Raw genomic sequence first — 16,797 nt, 5'->3', positions numbered from 1 at the left:
ATGTCTACGCATCCTGCCCCCGCCCTCGGCACCCTCGCCCCCCGTCTGACCGAGCTGTCGCTGCGCGACGCGCACCGGATCGGGCGGCGGCTGGAGGGCGCGCGCAAGATCCGCAAGCCGGAGGCGCGCGCCGCCGTGCTCACCGAGATCGAGACCGAGATCGACCGCGCCGCGCAGCGGATGGCCGAACGCCGCTCGCGTGTGCCAGCCGTCACCTACCCTGAGCAGTTGCCGGTCAGCCAGAAGAAGGACGCGATCGCGGACGCCATCCGCGACCACCAGGTCGTGATCGTGGCCGGTGAGACCGGTTCCGGCAAGACCACGCAGATCCCCAAGATCTGCATGGAGCTGGGCCGGGGTGTGCGCGGCATGATCGGGCACACCCAGCCGCGCCGGATCGCCGCCCGGACGGTCGCCGAGCGGGTCGCGGAGGAGCTGAGGACCCCGCTCGGCGAGGCCGTCGGCTGGAAGGTCCGCTTCACCGACCAGGTGAACCCGGACGCCACCTTCGTCAAGCTGATGACGGACGGCATCCTGCTCGCCGAGATCCAGACCGACCGCGAGCTGCGCGCCTACGACACGATCATCATCGACGAGGCCCACGAGCGGTCCCTCAACATCGACTTCCTGCTGGGCTACCTGGCCCAGCTGCTGCCCCGGCGCCCGGACCTGAAGGTCGTCATCACCTCGGCGACCATCGACCCCGAGCGCTTCTCCCGGCACTTCGGCGACGCCCCGATCATCGAGGTGAGCGGGCGGACGTACCCGGTGGAGGTGCGCTACCGGCCGCTGCTGGAGGAGGACTCCGAGGACGCCGACCGCGACCAGATCACCGCCATCACCGACGCCGTCGAAGAATTGATGGCCGAGGGACCGGGCGACATCCTGGTCTTCCTCTCCGGCGAGCGGGAGATCCGGGACACGGCGGACGCGCTGGAGAAGAAGAAGTACAGATTCACCGAGGTCCTGCCGCTGTACGCCCGGCTGTCCCACGCCGAGCAGCACCGCGTCTTCCAGCAGCACACCGGGCGCAGGATCGTTCTGGCCACCAACGTCGCCGAGACCTCCCTCACCGTCCCGGGCATCAAGTACGTCATCGACCCCGGCTTCGCCCGGATCAGCCGCTACAGCCACCGCACGAAGGTCCAGCGGCTGCCCATCGAGCCGGTCTCCCAGGCCAGCGCCAACCAGCGCAAGGGCCGCTGCGGCCGTACGTCCGACGGCATCTGCGTCCGGCTGTACTCCGAGGAGGACTTCCTCGCCCGCCCGGAGTTCACGGACGCCGAGATCCTGCGGACGAACCTCGCCTCCGTCATCCTCCAGATGACCGCGGCCGGCCTCGGCGACATCGAGAAGTTCCCCTTCATCGACCCGCCGGACCACCGCAACATCCGCGACGGCGTGCAGCTGCTCCAGGAGCTGGGCGCGCTCGACCCGGCCCAGAAGGACCCCCGCAAGCGGCTCACGGACACCGGCCGCAAGCTGGCCCAGCTGCCGGTCGACCCGCGGCTGGCCCGGATGGTCCTGGAGGCGGACAAGAACGGCTGCGTCCGCGAGGTCATGGTGATCGCCGCCGCGCTGTCCATCCAGGACCCGCGCGAGCGCCCGGCCGACAAGCAGGCCCAGGCCGACCAGCAGCACGCCCGCTTCAAGGACGAGACCAGCGACTTCCTCGCCTATCTGAACCTGTGGCGTTACATCCGCGAACAGCAGAAGGAGCGCGGCTCCAGCTCCTTCCGCCGGATGTGCAAGCAGGAGTACCTGAACTTCCTGCGCATCCGCGAATGGCAGGACATCTACACCCAGCTGCGCACGGTCGCCAAGCAGATGGGCATCCGCCTGAACGAGGAGGACGCTCCGGCCGACCGGGTCCACGTCTCCCTCCTGGCCGGCCTGCTGTCCCACATCGGGATGAAGGACGTCAAGGACGGCAACAAGAACGAGTACCTGGGAGCCCGCAACGCCAAGTTCGCGATCTTCCCGGGCTCGGCGCTGTTCCGGAAGCAGCCCAAGTTCGTGATGTCCGCCGAACTGGTGGAGACGTCCAGGCTCTGGGCCCGGGTCAACGCGAAGATCGAGCCCGAGTGGGTCGAACCCCTCGCCGGGCACCTGCTGAAGCGGACGTACAGTGAACCGCACTGGGAGAAGGACCAGGCGGCCGTGATGGCGTACGAGAAGGTCACGCTGTACGGCGTACCGATCGTCGCCCAGCGCAAGGTGAACTACGGCCGGATCGACCCCGAGGTCTCCCGCGAGCTGTTCATCCGCAACGCGCTGGTGGAGGGCGACTGGCGCACGCACCACAAGTTCTTCGCCGACAACCGCAAGCTGCTCAGCGAGGTGGAGGAGCTCGAACACCGCGCCCGGCGCCGGGACATCGTGGTCGACGACGACACCCTCTTCGACTTCTACGACCAGCGGGTGCCCGAACACGTCGTGTCCGGCGCGCACTTCGACTCCTGGTGGAAGCACAAGCGGCACGAGCAGCCCGACTTCCTGGACTTCGAGCGGGAGATGCTCATCCGGGAGTCCGCGGAGGCGGTCACCAAGGCCGACTACCCGGACACCTGGCGCCAGGGCAACCTGAAGTTCCGGGTGACCTACCAGTTCGAGCCGGGCGCGGACGCCGACGGCGTGACGGTGCACATCCCGCTCCAGGTGCTCAACCAGGTCACGGACGAGGGCTTCGACTGGCAGATCCCGGGCCTGCGCGAGGAGGTGGTGACGGAGCTGATCCGCTCGCTGCCCAAGCCGATCCGCCGCAACTACGTCCCGGCGCCGAACTACGCCAAGGCGTTCCTGGAGCGGGCGGTGCCCCTCCAGGAGCCGCTGACCGTCACCATGGCCCGCGAGCTGAAGCGGATGGTCGGCGTGCCCTTCGAGGCGGACGACTTCGACTGGTCGAAGCTCCCCGACCATCTGAGGATCACGTTCCGGATCGTCGACGAGCGGCGCCGCAAGCTGGCCGAGGACAAGGACCTCGAGGCGCTGAAGCTCCGGCTGAAGCCGAAGGCGCGCAAGGCCCTGTCCCAGGCCGCGGCGGCGACCGCGTCCCGTGAGGGCGGCGAGTCCCTGGAGCGCCGGGGCCTCACCGACTGGACGATCGGCACGCTCAACCGGGTCTTCGAGACGCGCCGGGCCGGGCAGCCGGTGCGGGCCTACCCGGCGCTGGTGGACGACGGCGACACGGTCTCGGTCCGGCTGTTCGACACCGAGGCCGAGCAGGCGGAGGCCATGTGGAAGGGCACCCGCCGGCTGATCCTGCGCAACATCCCGGTGAACCCGGCGAAGTTCGCGTCCGACAAGCTGACGAACCAGCAGAAGCTGGCCCTGTCCGCCAATCCGCACGGCTCGGTCCAGGCCGTGTTCGACGACTGCGCGATGGCGGCGGCGGACAAGCTGATCGCGGACTTCGGCGGCCCGGTGTGGGACGAGGAGTCGTACCGGAAGCTGTACGACAAGGTGCGCGCGGAGATCGTGGACACCACGGTGCGTACGGTCGCCCAGGTGCAGCAGGTGCTGGCCGCCTGGCAGGCCTGTGAACGGCGCCTGAAGGCCGTGAACAGCCCCGCGCTGCTCGCCAACCTGACCGACGTCCGCAAGCAGTTGGACGCCCTCGTGAAGCCCGGCTTCGTCACCTGGGCGGGCATACGGCGCCTGCCCGACCTGATGCGCTATCTGGTGGCCGCCGACCGGCGCCTGCAGCAGATGCCGACGAACGTGCAGCGGGACACCACGCGCATGGAGAAGGTGCACGAGATGCAGGACGAGTACGCCTGGCTGCTGGAACAGCTCCCCCAGGGCCGCCCGGTGCCGCAGCAGGTGCTGGACATCCGCTGGATGATCGAGGAGCTGCGGGTCAGCTACTTCGCCCACGCGCTGGGCACGGCGTACCCGGTCTCGGACAAGCGGATCGTGAAGGCGATCGACGCGGCGGTGCCGTAGCCGCCCCGGTACGGAGGGTGAGTTCGACCGGGGGCCTCACCCTCCTGTACAGTCCTTCTCGCAGCGCAACGCACGAACAAGCGCCGCGAGCAAGGTCCTGTGGAGCAGTTTGGAGTGCTCGCCACCCTGTCAAGGTGGAGGCCGCGGGTTCAAATCCCGTCAGGACCGCATAGTGAAGGGCCCCCGGAAGGGGGCCCTTTCGTTTGCGCCGTGTCGGCGTGCGGCCTTGACGGCCGCTGTTTCCGCCGGTACCCAGGGAGCAGGGCCCGTTCCTCCTGTGCGGCCCCTGGAGGTGGCGTATGGCGGCGTCGGTCAGGCACGAGACGCGAGCGCTCCTGAGAGCCCACCTGGCGGCCGCTTCGTCCTACCGGCACCTCACCCGCCACTGTCCCGTCTGTCACCACCTGCTGCGGCTGGCGATGGCCGCCGGCCCGCGGGGCCAGGAGGGCGACCGGGAGACCGCCGAGGGCGAGGGCCGCCGACGCGGATGACCCCGTCGGCCCCAACACCCGTACAGGCGTGGGGATCTGGAACCGGAGCTTCCCTTTAACCCATGCGGACCGCGAGCGGCAAGCACCCCACAGTGTGACGGGAGTCACCGCACGGCTTCGGGAAACAGGGGTACTTACCCCCTCCCTACAACGGGTCAATACAATATGTGCAATTGCACTCCGGCCCGGCCTCGCGCACAGGTGTTCCGACAGGCCTCCCCAGAGTCCGACAAGGACGCTCACAAGCGCCGCCCCCGCCCCCGGTCCGCACACAAAAAAGATCGCGCTGGACCCGGCGGAGTCCAGCGCGATCGACGACGCACCCTGTGCCGTATGCCTATGACGTTCTCATCGGCTTGGGCGTGGGGCCTGTTGGGGCAGGACCCGCGTCGTTTGGAGCTAGGGTTCCGGGCGCCCCGGACGGTTGGGGGACCGTCCGCCTTGCCCGGTTATGCGGTTGTTCAGGCCTCGCTGCGCTGCTGCGGGATGCCCGCCAGCAGCGCCCGGACCTCCGCCTCGCGGTAGCGGCGGTGTCCACCGAGCGTGCGGATGGACGTGAGCTTGCCGGCCTTCGCCCACCGCGTGACCGTCTTGGGGTCGACGCGGAACATGGTGGCGACCTCAGCGGGGGTCAGCAGCGGCTCGGCATCAGGGGTGCGAGCGGTCATGAGCGGCCTCCTCGGGAGAACCGAACCTTCTCGGTTCTTTCCTCTAAATTCTGCACCTTGACCCGCGTTGCCCGAAATGGCGGACGCGAGTCGAGTCGGTTATAGGACGAACGGCTTGTCCTCGGCACTACAACTACACCATCTGTCCAGCCGCGTCGGCCAAACCGATGGAATTGCCCTCCCAGGTGTTCATCAGCGACGGAAGCCGATGGACCATGCCATAGCGGACAGTTACTCCACTGTGACGATCAGTCACAGTGGCGTTCAGGAGTCACCGGACCCCCCAAAGCGTGCAATGCTGAGATTCCGGCCATAGTGGAGCATAGTTGGACGGACGGAGCCCTCCCCGGACTCCTTGTCCTATTTTGGCACGAGGGGTGGCATCCAGGGCAAGGGCCTCGTAAGTGCGGTCCATCACCCTTGGGACAAAAGTCCAGATCGTGTCCAACGTCCCGTCAGGTGGTCAAGCGAGGTAGAACGTACGTCTTCCGGCGCCTGTTTGACTGTGACGCACGCCACTCAGTTCGCGGAACGCCGGTCCCGGACCGCCCGCCAGCGCTCCACCAGCCGCCCGTACGCCTCCCCGGCGGCCACCCCGTCACCCCGGCGCAGCGCCTCGATGCCCGCCGCCACGTCCGCCGCCGAGTGGTCGCCCTCCAGCTCGCCCGCCGGCAGCACGTGCACCAGCCCGCCGTAGTCCAGCTCCACCAGCGAGCGCGGGTGGAACTCCTCCAGCCAGCGGCCGACGTCCGTCACGCCGTCGATCAGCGGCCCCTCCTCCACGGTGTCCCGCAGGGTGCGCAGCGCCCGTGCCACCCGGCGCCGGGCCTGCACCATCGGGGTGCGGTAGCGCAGCACCGGGGGCACGTCGGCGGTCCCCTTGTCGTACCGCCGCTCCTCGTCCGAGACCAGCACGAACCAGTTCAGCGGCACCTGCCAGGTCGCCGTGCGGATCCACGGGCGGGCGTCGGGGTTGCGGGCGAGCCAGCGCTCGTAGTCCTGGGCCGCCTGCCGGCGCACCACCGGCGGCAGCACCGCGTCCAGCACCGGCGGGGGCAGTTCCTCCGCGAGGCCGTCCAGGGCCTGCCAGCCGCGCAGCCGGGTCCGCCAGGGGCACACGCAGACGATCCCGTCGACCTCCAGCACGAAGGCGTCGCCGCTCTCGTGCACCGGCACCGCGATCGGCGGGGTGGCCACCAAGTCGGCCAGGGAACGCCGCAGTTCGTCCTGGTAGGACGGACGGTCGGGGCGGCGGGCGTAGCGCGCCCAGTGGCCGCGCTCCGGCTCCGCGAAGGCGCCCAGCGGCTCGTACACACGCAGGTACGCGGCATAGGGGACGACCACGGAGGACACCTTGGGCACGCCTGCTCCCTCCCCATCGGGCCCGGCTCGAAACCACTGCGAATCGTGCCACGGACATGCGTGCGCGGCGGGCCCCGGGGAGTGATCCTGAACACTGAGCGGATGGTGACGGGGTCGAGGCTCTACGCTCATGCCACGGCTCCCCGCCACCCGTACGGGGACCGACCCCACTCGCCGCTAGTACACAGGAGTCACCACAGTGACCGACGTAACCGGCGCGCCTGCCGATGTCCTGCACACCCTGTTCCACTCCGACCAGGGCGGCCATGAGCAGGTCGTGCTCTGCCAGGACCGCGCCAGCGGCCTCAAGGCCGTGATCGCCATCCACTCCACCGCCCTGGGCCCCGCCCTCGGCGGCACGCGCTTCTACCCGTACGCGACCGAGGCCGAGGCCGTCGCTGACGCCCTGAACCTCGCGCGCGGGATGTCGTACAAGAACGCCATGGCCGGGCTGGACCACGGCGGCGGCAAGGCCGTGATCATCGGCGACCCGGAGCGCGACAAGACCGAGGACCTGCTGCTCGCCTACGGGCGCATGGTCGCCTCCCTCGGCGGGCGCTACGTCACCGCCTGCGACGTCGGCACCTACGTCGCGGACATGGACGTCGTGGCCCGCGAGTGCCGCTGGACCACCGGCCGCTCCCCCGAGAACGGCGGGGCCGGCGACTCCTCGGTGCTCACCGCCTTCGGTGTCTACCAGGGCATGCGCGCCTCCGCCCAGCACCTGTGGGGCGACCCCTCGCTGCGCGGCCGCACGGTCGGCATCGCCGGCGTCGGCAAGGTCGGCCACCACCTGGTGCGGCACCTGCGCGACGAGGGCGCCGAGGTCGTGATCACCGACGTGCGCGCCGACGCCGTCCGGCGCATCCTCGACCAGCACCCCGAGGGCGTGCGGGCCGTCGCCGACACCGAGGCGCTGATCCGGGTCGAGGGCCTCGACATCTACGCGCCCTGCGCGCTCGGCGGCGCGCTGAACGACCTGACCGTGCCGGTGCTCACCGCGAAGGTGGTGTGCGGCGCGGCCAACAACCAGCTCGCCCACCCGGGCGTGGAGAAGGACCTCGCCGACCGCGGGATCCTCTACGCGCCGGACTACGTGGTGAACGCCGGCGGGGTCATCCAGGTGGCCGACGAGCTGCACGGGTTCGACTTCGACCGGTGCAAGGCGAAGGCGTCGAAGATCTTCGACACCACGCTGGCCATATTCGCACGTGCGAAGGAAGACGGGATTCCGCCGGCCGCCGCGGCCGACCGGATCGCCGAGCAGCGGATGGCCGACGCCCGCGCGGGCCGCACCGCGCGCTAGTGGTTTCGTACACATGAGCGGTACCCGTCGGCGGGAACTTCGAGAGAACTCTCACTTCCCCCGGCGGGTCGTTCCCCGATAAGTGGTTAAAATCGCCACTGACCAGCGAGGACGGGGCGCCTCGAAGGTCCTGGGCACACGCGCGTGCTGCGGGCGACGTACCGTATGGGCGCGGGCTCAGGTACCGTGGAAGCCCTACGGACCGGCCTCTCCACGGAGAGTCCGTTCCAGATCATGAACGCGTGTCAGACTCTGGGGCCGTCGAGCCCCGTCGTTGAGGGGGTCGAGCCATGGGGCGCGGCCGGGCCAAGGCCAAGCAGACGAAGGTCGCCCGCCAGCTGAAGTACAACAGCGGTGGGACGGACCTCTCACGCCTGGCCGAGGAGCTGGGCGCATCGACGTCGAACCAGTCGCCGAACGGCGACCGTTTCGAGGACGATGAGCACGACGACGACCTGTATGCACGGTACGCCGACCTCTATGAGGACGACGACGAGGAGGACGAAGGTCCTCAGCAGCACCGTCGCGGCGCGTAACACTTGCAGCGGGCTTCACCGCACTTTCCCGGTCCGGGGCCGTAGCACCGGACCGGGTTTTGTGCTGCCGTCGCGGGGCCGGGGCCCCGCGTCCCGGCCTTACGCGTAGTCGCCGACCAGTTCGGCGCCCGTGGTCTTCTCGCCGCGCTCGGTGATCTCGCCGGCCACCCAGGCGTCGACACCTCGGTCGGCCAGGGTCGCGAGGGCCACCTCGGCCGACTCCCGCGGGACGACCGCCATCATGCCGACGCCCATGTTGAGGGTCTTCTCCAGCTCCAGGCGCTCGACGCCGCCGGTCTTCCCGACCAGGTCGAAGATCGCGCCCGGGGTCCAGGTGGAGCGGTCGACCACCGCGTGCAGGCCGTCCGGGATCACCCGGGCCAGGTTCGCCGCGAGCCCGCCGCCGGTGATGTGGCTGAAGGCGTGCACCTCGGCGGTGCGGGTGAGGGCCAGGCAGTCCAGCGAGTAGATCTTCGTCGGCTCCAGGAGCTCCTCGCCGAGGCTGCGGCCCAGCTCCGCGATCTCCGCCTCCAGGGACAGCCCGGCGCGGTCCAGCAGGACGTGGCGGACCAGGGAGTACCCGTTCGAGTGAAGCCCGGAGGACGCCATGGCGATCACCGTGTCACCCGTGCGGATGCGATCGGCGCCCAGCAGGCGGTCGGCCTCCACGACGCCCGTACCGGCCCCGGCGACGTCGAAGTCGTCCTCGCCCAGCAGGCCCGGGTGTTCGGCCGTCTCACCGCCGACCAGGGCGCAGCCGGCCAGCACGCAGCCCTCCGCGATGCCCTTGACGATGGCCGCGACCCGCTCGGGGTGGACCTTGCCGACGCAGATGTAGTCGGTCATGAACAGCGGCTCGGCGCCGCACACCACGATGTCGTCCATGACCATGGCGACCAGGTCGTGGCCGATGGTGTCGTAGACGCCCATGCGGCGGGCGATGTCGACCTTCGTGCCGACGCCGTCCGTGGCGGAGGCCAGCAGGGGGCGTTCGTAGCGCTTGAGGGCGGAGGCGTCGAAGAGCCCGGCGAAGCCGCCGAGGCCGCCCAGCACCTCGGGGCGCTGCGTCTTCTTCACCCATTCCTTCATGAGCTCGACGGCGCGGTCGCCCGCCTCGATGTCGACGCCCGCCGCTGCGTAGCTGGCACCAGTTGTCTCAGACATGGCTGTGAGAGCTTTCGTGTCGTACTGCGGGGGGTGTTACGGGCGGCGGATCGCGTCGGCCGCGGCCGTGGCGGCGGGACCGGCGGCCAGCTCGGTCTCCAGCAGCTGCTTGCCGAGCAGCTCGGGGTCCGGCAGCTCCATCGGGTACTCGCCGTCGAAGCAGGCGCGGCAGAGGTTCGGCTTGGCGATCGTGGTCGCCTCGATCATGCCGTCGAGGGAGATGTAGGCGAGGGAGTCGGCGCCGAGGCTGGTGCCGATCTCCTCGATGCTCATGCCGTTGGCGATCAGCTCCGCGCGGGTGGCGAAGTCGATGCCGAAGAAGCAGGGCCACTTCACGGGCGGCGAGGAGATCCGGATGTGCACCTCGGCGGCGCCCGCCTCGCGGAGCATGCGGACCAGGGCGCGCTGGGTGTTGCCGCGCACGATCGAGTCGTCGACGACGACCAGGCGCTTGCCCTTGATGACTTCCTTCAGCGGGTTCAGCTTCAGCCGGATGCCCAGCTGGCGGATGGTCTGCGAGGGCTGGATGAAGGTCCGGCCGACGTAGGCGTTCTTGACCAGGCCGGCGCCGAAGGGGATGCCGGACGCCTCCGCGTAGCCGATGGCGGCCGGGGTTCCGGACTCCGGGGTCGCTATGACCAGGTCGGCCTCGACCGGGGATTCCTTGGCCAGCCGGCGGCCCATCTCCACCCGGGAGAGGTACACGTTGCGGCCGGCGATGTCGGTGTCCGGGCGGGCCAGGTACACGTACTCGAAGACACAGCCCTTGGGCTTCGCATCCGCGAATCGCGAGCTGCGCAGGCCGTTCTCGTCGATGGCGACGAACTCGCCCGGCTCGATCTCGCGCACGAAGCTGGCGCCGGTGATGTCCAGGGCGGCGGACTCGGAGGCGACCACCCAGCCGCGCTCCAGGCGGCCGAGGACCAGCGGGCGGATGCCCTGCGGGTCACGGGCGGCGTAGAGGGTGTGCTCGTCCATGAAGACGAGCGAGAAGGCACCGCGCGCCTTCGGGAGCACCGCGTGCGCGGCCTCCTCGACGGTGAGCGGCTTGCCGTCCTCGTCGACCTGGGCGGCCAGCAGGGCCGTCAGCAGGTCGGTGTCGTTGGTGGCCGCGACCCGGGTGGAGCGGCTGTTGTTGTCGTTGGGCAGGGCGGCGACCATCTCGGCGAGCTGCGCCGTGTTGACCAGGTTGCCGTTGTGGCCGAGCGCGATGGAGCCGTGCGCGGTGGCCCGGAACGTCGGCTGGGCGTTCTCCCACACGGAGGCACCGGTGGTCGAGTAGCGGGCGTGTCCGACCGCGATGTGACCCTGGAGCGAACCGAGCGAGGTTTCGTCGAAGACCTGGGAGACCAGGCCCATGTCCTTGAAGACGAGGATCTGGGAGCCGTTGCTGACCGCGATTCCCGCGGATTCCTGACCCCGGTGCTGGAGGGCGTAGAGCCCGAAGTACGTGAGCTTTGCGACCTCTTCACCCGGAGCCCAGACGCCGAAGACGCCGCAAGCGTCCTGGGGGCCCTTTTCGCCGGGAAGCAGATCGTGATTGAGTCGACCGTCACCACGTGGCACGCCACCGAGTGTAGGCGAGGTCGTCCACTGGTCCGAATTGGGGATACGTGCCCTCGACCGGCCCGGCCACCTCGATCATGTTGGTGCTTTTCGCGTTTCCGCAGGTCACTCGGTATGCGCTGGCGAGTCGGCGGAACCCGGGCCCGGCCACTGTCCGGCGATAACGAACGATTCGCCGCCGCGATGAGTGAGGTGTCGCACATCATTCGGGAGTGCCGCGGGTGAGGTGCACGCGGTCCCCGTGACCGGTGGTGAGGGTGAGCCTGCCGCGTTCGGCCGCGCCGGTGAGCGTCTGGCCGTCCAGCGCCTTGGCGAGCGCCCGCTCGAAGCTCATCCGGCCGGGGTCGCAGGCCATCTTGGTGGTGCGCAGCGCCCCGAAGGTGATCCGGTCCCCGTCCACACCGACGCGGGCGCTGAACCGGTTGCAGCCGAGGTTCCCGGCCGCGCTGCCGTCGGTGCCGATGCGCAGGTGCGGGGAGGCGGCGGCGGGGGCGGCGAGGTCCTCATCGCCGACGGTGACCCGTTCGACCCGCCAGTCCACCCCGGTCACCGGTTCGCTCGCGCCCATGGCACCACTGTCCGCCTTCCCGGCAGCACAGGCCACCACCAGGGGGATCGCCGCCGCGCCGAGCCACTGCTTGTGCCGTTTCATACGGTTTCGACGCACCCGGCGGGCCGCCGGTTCCGCTACCCGAGCAGCGGCAGCAGCCCGCCGAGGTCGGCCCGCTCCCCGCTGGCGCTGACCTGCGCACCGGCCACGGCGTCCGCCCAGGTCAGACGGCCGGTGGCGAGCCGGATCCAGGTCAGCGGGTCGGTCTCCACGACGTTGGGCGGGGTGCCGCGGGTGTGCCGGGGCCCTTCCACGCACTGCACGACGGCGTACGGCGGCACGCGCACCTCGGTGGAGCCGCCGGGCGCCTTGACGGCCAGCGCGTCGGCGAGCAGCCGGGTGGCGGCGGCCAGGGCCTGCCGGTCGTAGGGCACGGCGAGGCCCGGGACGGAGGCGTTCAGGTCGTCGGTGTGGGCGACGAGTTCGACGGTACGGGTGACGAGGTAGTCGTCCAGCGGCATGGCGCCCGCGCTGGTCTCCAGCAGCCGGCCGGCGGGGTGCTCGGCCAACAGGGCACGCAGGCCGTCCTCGGTCTCGGCGAGGAAGCCGTCGAGGTCCTGGCGCTCCGCGGCGAGCCGGCGCGTGAAGTCGTCGATGGCGGCCGAGTTGGCGGCCGTGGCGAAGGTCCAGTCGACCACCTGCACGTCCTGCTTCGGCGGCGCCGGCCGGGCGGCGGCCCGCAGCACGGCGGTGACGGCCATGCCGATGTGCGCGACCAGCTCCCGCACGGTCCACTCCCCGAGCCGCGTGGGCAGCCCGAGCCGCTCCTCGTCCATCCCGCGCACGGCCTCCCGCACATGCCCGAGCTGAGCGAACACGGCGGCCCGGGTCTTGGCGGGGTCGTAACTACGCGGACGCTTCTTGGCTGTTGGCATGAGCCGAGCCTATGCGGACCCACGCCCTTGGATCGCCCACACGAGTGATCGACGGACAAACCTGCCGCTACGGCGCCGGGGCGCGACGACACTGGCCCGTGTCTCAGATGTCAGTGCAGGAGTTCGAGGCGATCGCCTCAGCCGCTCCCGAGACCGTCACGTTGGAGTTCCTCACCGGACGGATCGGAGTCAAGAAGGTGCCCGGACCGATGGGGATCGAGCTGGACACGGAGATCCTCGAGGACTACGTGCGCTGACCCGGAGCGTCCGGCTCGGACATACCGTCCGGGCCGGACCCTCACGACGTACGGCCGCTCACGCCAGCAGCGCCGGGATCGTCCCCTCGTGGGCCTCGCGGAGTTCGTCCAGGGTGAGGGAGAACTCGCCCTGGAGCTCCACCGTGTCTCCGTCCACCACGCCGATACGGGTGGCCGGCAGGCCGCGTGCGCCGCACATGTCGGTGAAGCGGATCTCCTCCGAGCGCGGGACGGCGACGATGGCGCGGCCGGCCGACTCCGAGAGGAGGAAGGTGAAGGCGTCCAGGCCGTCGGGGACGACCAGGCGGGCGCCGATGCCGCCGAGCAGCGCGGACTCCACGACCGCCTGGATCAGACCGCCGTCCGACAGGTCGTGCGCGGAGTCGATCATGCCGTCACGGGAGGCGGAGATCAGGATCTCGGCCAGCAGCCGCTCCCGCTCCAGGTCCACCGCCGGGGGCAGGCCGCCGAGGTGGTCGTGGACCACCTGGGACCAGGCCGAGCCGCCGAACTCCTCGCGGGTGTCGCCGAGGAGGTAGATCAGCTGGCCCTCCTCCTGGAAGGCGACCGGGGTGCGGCGGGCCACGTCGTCGATCACGCCGAGGACGGCCACGACCGGGGTCGGGTGGATCGCCGCCTCGCCCGTCTGGTTGTAGAGCGAGACGTTGCCGCCGGTCACGGGCGTACCGAGCTGTTGGCAGCCGTCGGCGAGGCCGCGTACCGCCTCCGCGAACTGCCACATCACCGCCGGGTCCTCGGGCGAGCCGAAGTTCAGACAGTCGGAGACGGCCAGCGGCTTGGCGCCCGTGGTGGCCACGTTCCGGTAGGCCTCGGCGAGGGCCAGCTGCGCGCCCGTGTACGGGTCGAGCTTGGCGTACCGGCCGTTGCCGTCCGTCGCGATGGCGACGCCGAGACCGGTCTCCTCGTCGACGCGGATCATGCCGGAGTCCTCCGGCTGCGCCAGCACGGTGTTGCCCTGCACGAAGTGGTCGTACTGCTGCGTGACCCACTTCTTCGACGCCTGGTTCGGCGACGCCACCAGCTTCAGGACCTGGTCCTTCAGCTCCTCGCCCGTCTCCGGGCGGGGCAGCTTGTTCGCGTCGTCCGCCTGGAGGGCGTCCTGCCAGTCGGGACGGGCGTACGGGCGCTCGTAGACCGGGCCGTCGTGCGCGACCGTGCGCGGGTCGACGTCCACGATCTTCTCGCCGTGCCAGAAGATCTCCAGCCGGTCGCCGTCGGTCACCTCACCGATGACGGTGGCGATGACGTCCCACTTCGCGCAGATCTCCAGGAAGCGGTCGACCTTGTCCGGCTCCACGACCGCGCACATGCGTTCCTGCGACTCGCTCATGAGGATCTCCTCAGGAGACAGCGTCGAGTCGCGCAGCGGCACGTCGTCCAGCGTCACGCGCATGCCGCCGGAGCCGTTGGACGCCAGCTCGCTCGTCGCGCAGGACAGGCCCGCCGCGCCGAGGTCCTGGATGCCGACGACCAGCTTCTCCTGGAACGCCTCCAGGGTGCACTCGATGAGGAGCTTCTCCTGGAAGGGGTCGCCGACCTGGACGGCGGGCCGCTTGGAAGGCTTGGCGTCGTCGAAGGTCTCGCTCGCCAGGATCGACGCGCCGCCGATGCCGTCGCCGCCGGTCCGGGCGCCGTAGAGGATGACCTTGTTGCCGGCGCCGGAGGCCTTGGCGAGGTGGATGTCCTCGTGCCGCATCACACCGATGGCACCGGCGTTGACCAGCGGGTTGCCCTGGTAGCAGGCGTCGAAGACGACCTCGCCGCCGATGTTGGGCAGGCCCAGGCAGTTGCCGTAGCCGCCGATGCCCGCGACCACGCCCGGCAGGACGCGCTTGGTGTCGGGGTGGTCGGCGGCGCCGAAGCGCAGCGGGTCCACGACCGCGACCGGGCGGGCGCCCATCGCGATGATGTCGCGGACGATGCCGCCGACACCGGTGGCCGCGCCCTGGTAGGGCTCGACGTACGACGGGTGGTTGTGCGACTCGACCTTGAAGGTCACGGCGTAACCCTGGCCGACGTCGACCACGCCCGCGTTCTCGCCGATGCCGACGAGCAGCGCGTCGGACCGCGGCGCCTTCTCGCCGAACTGGCGCAGGTGGACCTTGGAGGACTTGTACGAGCAGTGCTCGGACCACATGACCGAGTACATGGCGAGTTCGGCGCCGGTCGGGCGGCGGCCGAGGATCTCCACCACCCGCTCGTACTCGTCCTTCTTCAGGCCGAGTTCGGCCCAGGGCAACTCGACGTCGGGGGTCGCGGCCGCGTGCTCGACCGTGTCCAGAGGCGTCCGGCTCATGCGTTGACCAGCTTCTTGAGGATCGAGGTGAAGAACGGGAGCCCGTCGGTACGGCCGGTACCGATCAGCGGCTCGACGGCGTGCTCGGGGTGCGGCATGAGGCCGACGACGTTGCCCGCCTCGTTGGTGATGCCCGCGATGTCCCGGAGGCTGCCGTTCGGGTTGAAGTCGAGATACCGGAAGACGACGCGGCCCTCCGCCTCCAGCTTGTCGAGCGTGTACTCGTCGGCGACGTACCGGCCGTCCATGTTCTTCAGCGGGATGTGGATCTCCTGCCCGGCGCGGTAGTCGCCGGTCCAGGCCGTCTCCGCGTTCTCCACCCGCAGCTTCTGGTCGCGGCAGATGAAGTGGAGGTGGTCGTTGCCGAGCATCGCGCCCGGGAGGAGGTGGGCCTCGGTGAGGACCTGGAAGCCGTTGCAGATGCCGAGGACCGGCAGCCCGGCCTTCGCCTGCTCGATCACGGTGTCCATCACCGGCGAGAACCGGGAGATGGCCCCGGCCCGCAGATAGTCGCCGTAGGAGAAGCCGCCGGGCAGGACCACGGCGTCGACCTGCTTGAGGTCCTTGTCCTTGTGCCACAGGGCGACCGGCTCGGCGCCCGCGAGGCGGATCGCGCGCTGGGTGTCCCGGTCGTCCAGGCTGCCCGGGAAAGTGACGACGCCAATACGAGCGGTCACTTGGCCGCCTCCGCGACTTCGTCGACGCGGACCGTGAAGTCCTCGATCACGGTGTTGGCGAGGAAGGATTCCGCGAGATCGCGGATGCGGGCGAGGGCGGCCTCGTCGACCGGCCCGTCAACTTCCAGTTCGAAACGCTTTCCCTGACGTACGTCCGAGATCCCTTCGAATCCCAGGCGGGGCAGCGCACGCTGGACCGCCTGGCCCTGGGGGTCGAGGATCTCCGGCTTGAGCATGACGTCGACTACGACGCGTGCCACTGGCACTCCCGGTGTGTGGTGCTGAGCAGGTTCCTTCAGACTACCCGCACAAAATTTCTACGCGGGTAGAGTTGGAGGAAAGTACGTGAGGCGCATCACGATCGGGTGTCGAAGCCGTGCCCCCGCGAAAAGTTCTGGGAAAGTTCCACAGTCCGCCCGACCGCCCCTATTGCGCCCGGACACGCGGACGGATTTAGTCGGGCTTCACATTTCATTGCCGGGCACTGTACAAATGAATTGGCAATAGCCGATACTCGGCACGTCATCGGCGCTGAGCTGTAACGACGTGCCGCACGAAGGGACCGATATTCGTGGCGCAAAAGGTCGTGGTCACGCTCTTTGACGACATCGACGGCTCGGAAGCGGCGGAAACGATCGCCTTCGGACTCGACGGCAAGTCGTACGAGATCGACCTGAACGAAACCAACGCCAAGAAACTGCGCAAGGCGCTCGCGCCCTACGTCGAGGCCGGCCGCAAGCGGTCGCGGTCCGGCAAGGCGTACAAGCAGACGGAGGTCGCCCCCGACCCGGCGGCCGTCCGCGCCTGGGCCCAGGCCAACAAGATGGACGTCCCGGCCCGGGGACGCATCCCGAAGAAGGTCTACGAGGCGTTCACCGCCGCGCAGTGAGCCCGCGAAGGGGCGGCTCCCAGGGTCCGTCAGCGGGCCCTGGGAGCCGTGCACTTGGGACATTCGGGACCGGGCGGGAGCCGACTTGCGCTACCCCCCCGATGATCGGCTAATGTCTGGGACACGCCGAGGGG

Annotated in this window: 14 protein-coding genes, 1 tRNA gene and 1 pseudogene; 7 read left to right on the top strand and 9 right to left on the bottom strand. The window is 69.9% G+C overall.

Translation table 11 applies throughout. The features are described from left to right. The 3 genes from hrpA to ACSURM_RS19555 all read left to right on the top strand — a co-directional run bounded on the left by hrpA (position 1) and on the right by ACSURM_RS19555 (position 4,436). Positions 1–3,945, top strand: a complete 3,945-nt coding sequence (gene hrpA / locus ACSURM_RS19565) for an ATP-dependent RNA helicase HrpA (RefSeq protein ID WP_436956649.1) — start codon at positions 1–3, stop codon at positions 3,943–3,945. Positions 3,946–4,038: 93 nt separating this feature from the next. Continuing rightward, positions 4,039–4,113 (top strand) — tRNA-Asp (locus tag ACSURM_RS19560). Positions 4,114–4,244: 131 nt separating this feature from the next. After that, on the top strand, positions 4,245–4,436 hold the full coding sequence (locus ACSURM_RS19555) for a DUF6274 family protein (protein ID WP_436956647.1): 192 nt from the start codon (positions 4,245–4,247) through the stop codon (positions 4,434–4,436). Positions 4,437–4,897: 461 nt separating this feature from the next. On the opposite strand, the gene bldC is transcribed toward ACSURM_RS19555, so the two are convergent. Continuing rightward, on the bottom strand, positions 4,898–5,104 hold the full coding sequence (gene bldC / locus ACSURM_RS19550; protein WP_003949541.1) for a developmental transcriptional regulator BldC: 207 nt from the start codon (positions 5,102–5,104) through the stop codon (positions 4,898–4,900). A 519-nt stretch (positions 5,105–5,623) separates the two neighbouring features. Continuing rightward, a complete protein-coding gene (locus tag ACSURM_RS19545) occupies positions 5,624–6,466 on the bottom strand; it encodes a hypothetical protein (protein ID WP_436956646.1) in 843 nt (280 codons plus the stop codon). Positions 6,467–6,665: 199 nt separating this feature from the next. On the opposite strand from ACSURM_RS19545, the gene ACSURM_RS19540 reads away from it, so the two are divergent. After that, the gene (locus ACSURM_RS19540; RefSeq protein ID WP_436956644.1) at positions 6,666–7,772 is read left to right on the top strand and encodes a Leu/Phe/Val dehydrogenase; all 1,107 of its coding nucleotides are present in this window, start codon (positions 6,666–6,668) and stop codon (positions 7,770–7,772) included. A gap of 290 nt (positions 7,773–8,062) precedes the next feature. Next, on the top strand, positions 8,063–8,308 hold the full coding sequence (locus ACSURM_RS19535) for a DUF3073 domain-containing protein (RefSeq protein WP_189994654.1): 246 nt from the start codon (positions 8,063–8,065) through the stop codon (positions 8,306–8,308). A 99-nt stretch (positions 8,309–8,407) separates the two neighbouring features. On the opposite strand, the gene purM is transcribed toward ACSURM_RS19535, so the two are convergent. The 4 genes from purM to ACSURM_RS19515 all read right to left on the bottom strand — a co-directional run bounded on the left by purM (position 8,408) and on the right by ACSURM_RS19515 (position 12,523). After that, positions 8,408–9,472: a phosphoribosylformylglycinamidine cyclo-ligase gene (gene purM / locus ACSURM_RS19530; protein WP_436956642.1), complete on the bottom strand. Its 1,065-nt coding sequence runs from the start codon at positions 9,470–9,472 to the stop codon at positions 8,408–8,410. 36 nt (positions 9,473–9,508) lie between these two features. After that, positions 9,509–11,038, bottom strand: coding sequence for an amidophosphoribosyltransferase (gene purF / locus ACSURM_RS19525; RefSeq protein WP_436956640.1), 1,530 nt, complete (start codon positions 11,036–11,038; stop codon positions 9,509–9,511). Between the two features lie 202 nt (positions 11,039–11,240). After that, positions 11,241–11,690: an META domain-containing protein gene (locus ACSURM_RS19520; RefSeq protein ID WP_436956638.1), complete on the bottom strand. Its 450-nt coding sequence runs from the start codon at positions 11,688–11,690 to the stop codon at positions 11,241–11,243. Between the two features lie 35 nt (positions 11,691–11,725). Continuing rightward, positions 11,726–12,523 carry a sterol carrier family protein gene (locus tag ACSURM_RS19515; RefSeq protein WP_436956636.1) on the bottom strand — a complete coding sequence of 266 codons (798 nt, stop codon included), beginning with the start codon at positions 12,521–12,523 and terminating at the stop codon, positions 11,726–11,728. A 107-nt stretch (positions 12,524–12,630) separates the two neighbouring features. On the opposite strand from ACSURM_RS19515, the pseudogene ACSURM_RS19510 reads away from it, so the two are divergent. Further along, positions 12,631–12,723 (top strand): annotated as a pseudogene (locus ACSURM_RS19510) (Uma2 family endonuclease); the annotation flags it as partial. Positions 12,724–12,838: 115 nt separating this feature from the next. Here ACSURM_RS19510 and purL read toward each other — a convergent pair. The 3 genes from purL to purS are packed head-to-tail and all read right to left on the bottom strand — an operon-like array spanning position 12,839 to position 16,034. Next, positions 12,839–15,097, bottom strand: a complete 2,259-nt coding sequence (purL, locus tag ACSURM_RS19505) for a phosphoribosylformylglycinamidine synthase subunit PurL (protein ID WP_436956635.1) — start codon at positions 15,095–15,097, stop codon at positions 12,839–12,841. Next, the gene (gene purQ, locus ACSURM_RS19500) at positions 15,094–15,774 is read right to left on the bottom strand and encodes a phosphoribosylformylglycinamidine synthase subunit PurQ (RefSeq protein WP_181793572.1); all 681 of its coding nucleotides are present in this window, start codon (positions 15,772–15,774) and stop codon (positions 15,094–15,096) included. Before purQ ends, purL begins: the two co-directional genes overlap by 4 nt. After that, on the bottom strand, positions 15,771–16,034 hold the full coding sequence (gene purS / locus ACSURM_RS19495; RefSeq protein WP_014673609.1) for a phosphoribosylformylglycinamidine synthase subunit PurS: 264 nt from the start codon (positions 16,032–16,034) through the stop codon (positions 15,771–15,773). The genes purQ and purS overlap by 4 nt, the downstream gene beginning before the upstream one ends. A 311-nt stretch (positions 16,035–16,345) precedes the next feature. On the opposite strand from purS, the gene ACSURM_RS19490 reads away from it, so the two are divergent. After that, positions 16,346–16,663, top strand: a complete 318-nt coding sequence (locus tag ACSURM_RS19490; protein WP_030619653.1) for a histone-like nucleoid-structuring protein Lsr2 — start codon at positions 16,346–16,348, stop codon at positions 16,661–16,663. The last annotated feature ends 134 nt before the right edge of the window (positions 16,664–16,797 follow it).

Origin of the sequence: Streptomyces sp. SudanB182_2057 (assembly GCF_964272715.1) — a bacterium.
GTDB lineage: Bacteria > Actinomycetota > Actinomycetes > Streptomycetales > Streptomycetaceae > Streptomyces > Streptomyces rubradiris.
The sequence above is the reverse complement of the archived record's forward strand: the minus strand, read 5'-3'. Positions and strand labels throughout refer to the sequence as shown.

Bases quoted from the DNA above. Each gene is read 5' to 3' on its own strand.
- hrpA (WP_436956649.1), top strand. From the start codon at position 1: ATGTCTACGCATCCTGCCCCCGCCCTCGGCACCCTCGCCCCCCGTCTG.
- ACSURM_RS19555 (WP_436956647.1), top strand. From the start codon at position 4,245: ATGGCGGCGTCGGTCAGGCACGAGACGCGAGCGCTCCTGAGAGCCCAC.
- bldC (WP_003949541.1), bottom strand. From the start codon at position 5,104: ATGACCGCTCGCACCCCTGATGCCGAGCCGCTGCTGACCCCCGCTGAG.
- ACSURM_RS19535 (WP_189994654.1), top strand. From the start codon at position 8,063: ATGGGGCGCGGCCGGGCCAAGGCCAAGCAGACGAAGGTCGCCCGCCAG.
- purM (WP_436956642.1), bottom strand. From the start codon at position 9,472: ATGTCTGAGACAACTGGTGCCAGCTACGCAGCGGCGGGCGTCGACATC.
- ACSURM_RS19520 (WP_436956638.1), bottom strand. From the start codon at position 11,690: ATGAAACGGCACAAGCAGTGGCTCGGCGCGGCGGCGATCCCCCTGGTG.
- ACSURM_RS19515 (WP_436956636.1), bottom strand. From the start codon at position 12,523: ATGCCAACAGCCAAGAAGCGTCCGCGTAGTTACGACCCCGCCAAGACC.
- purL (WP_436956635.1), bottom strand. From the start codon at position 15,097: ATGAGCCGGACGCCTCTGGACACGGTCGAGCACGCGGCCGCGACCCCC.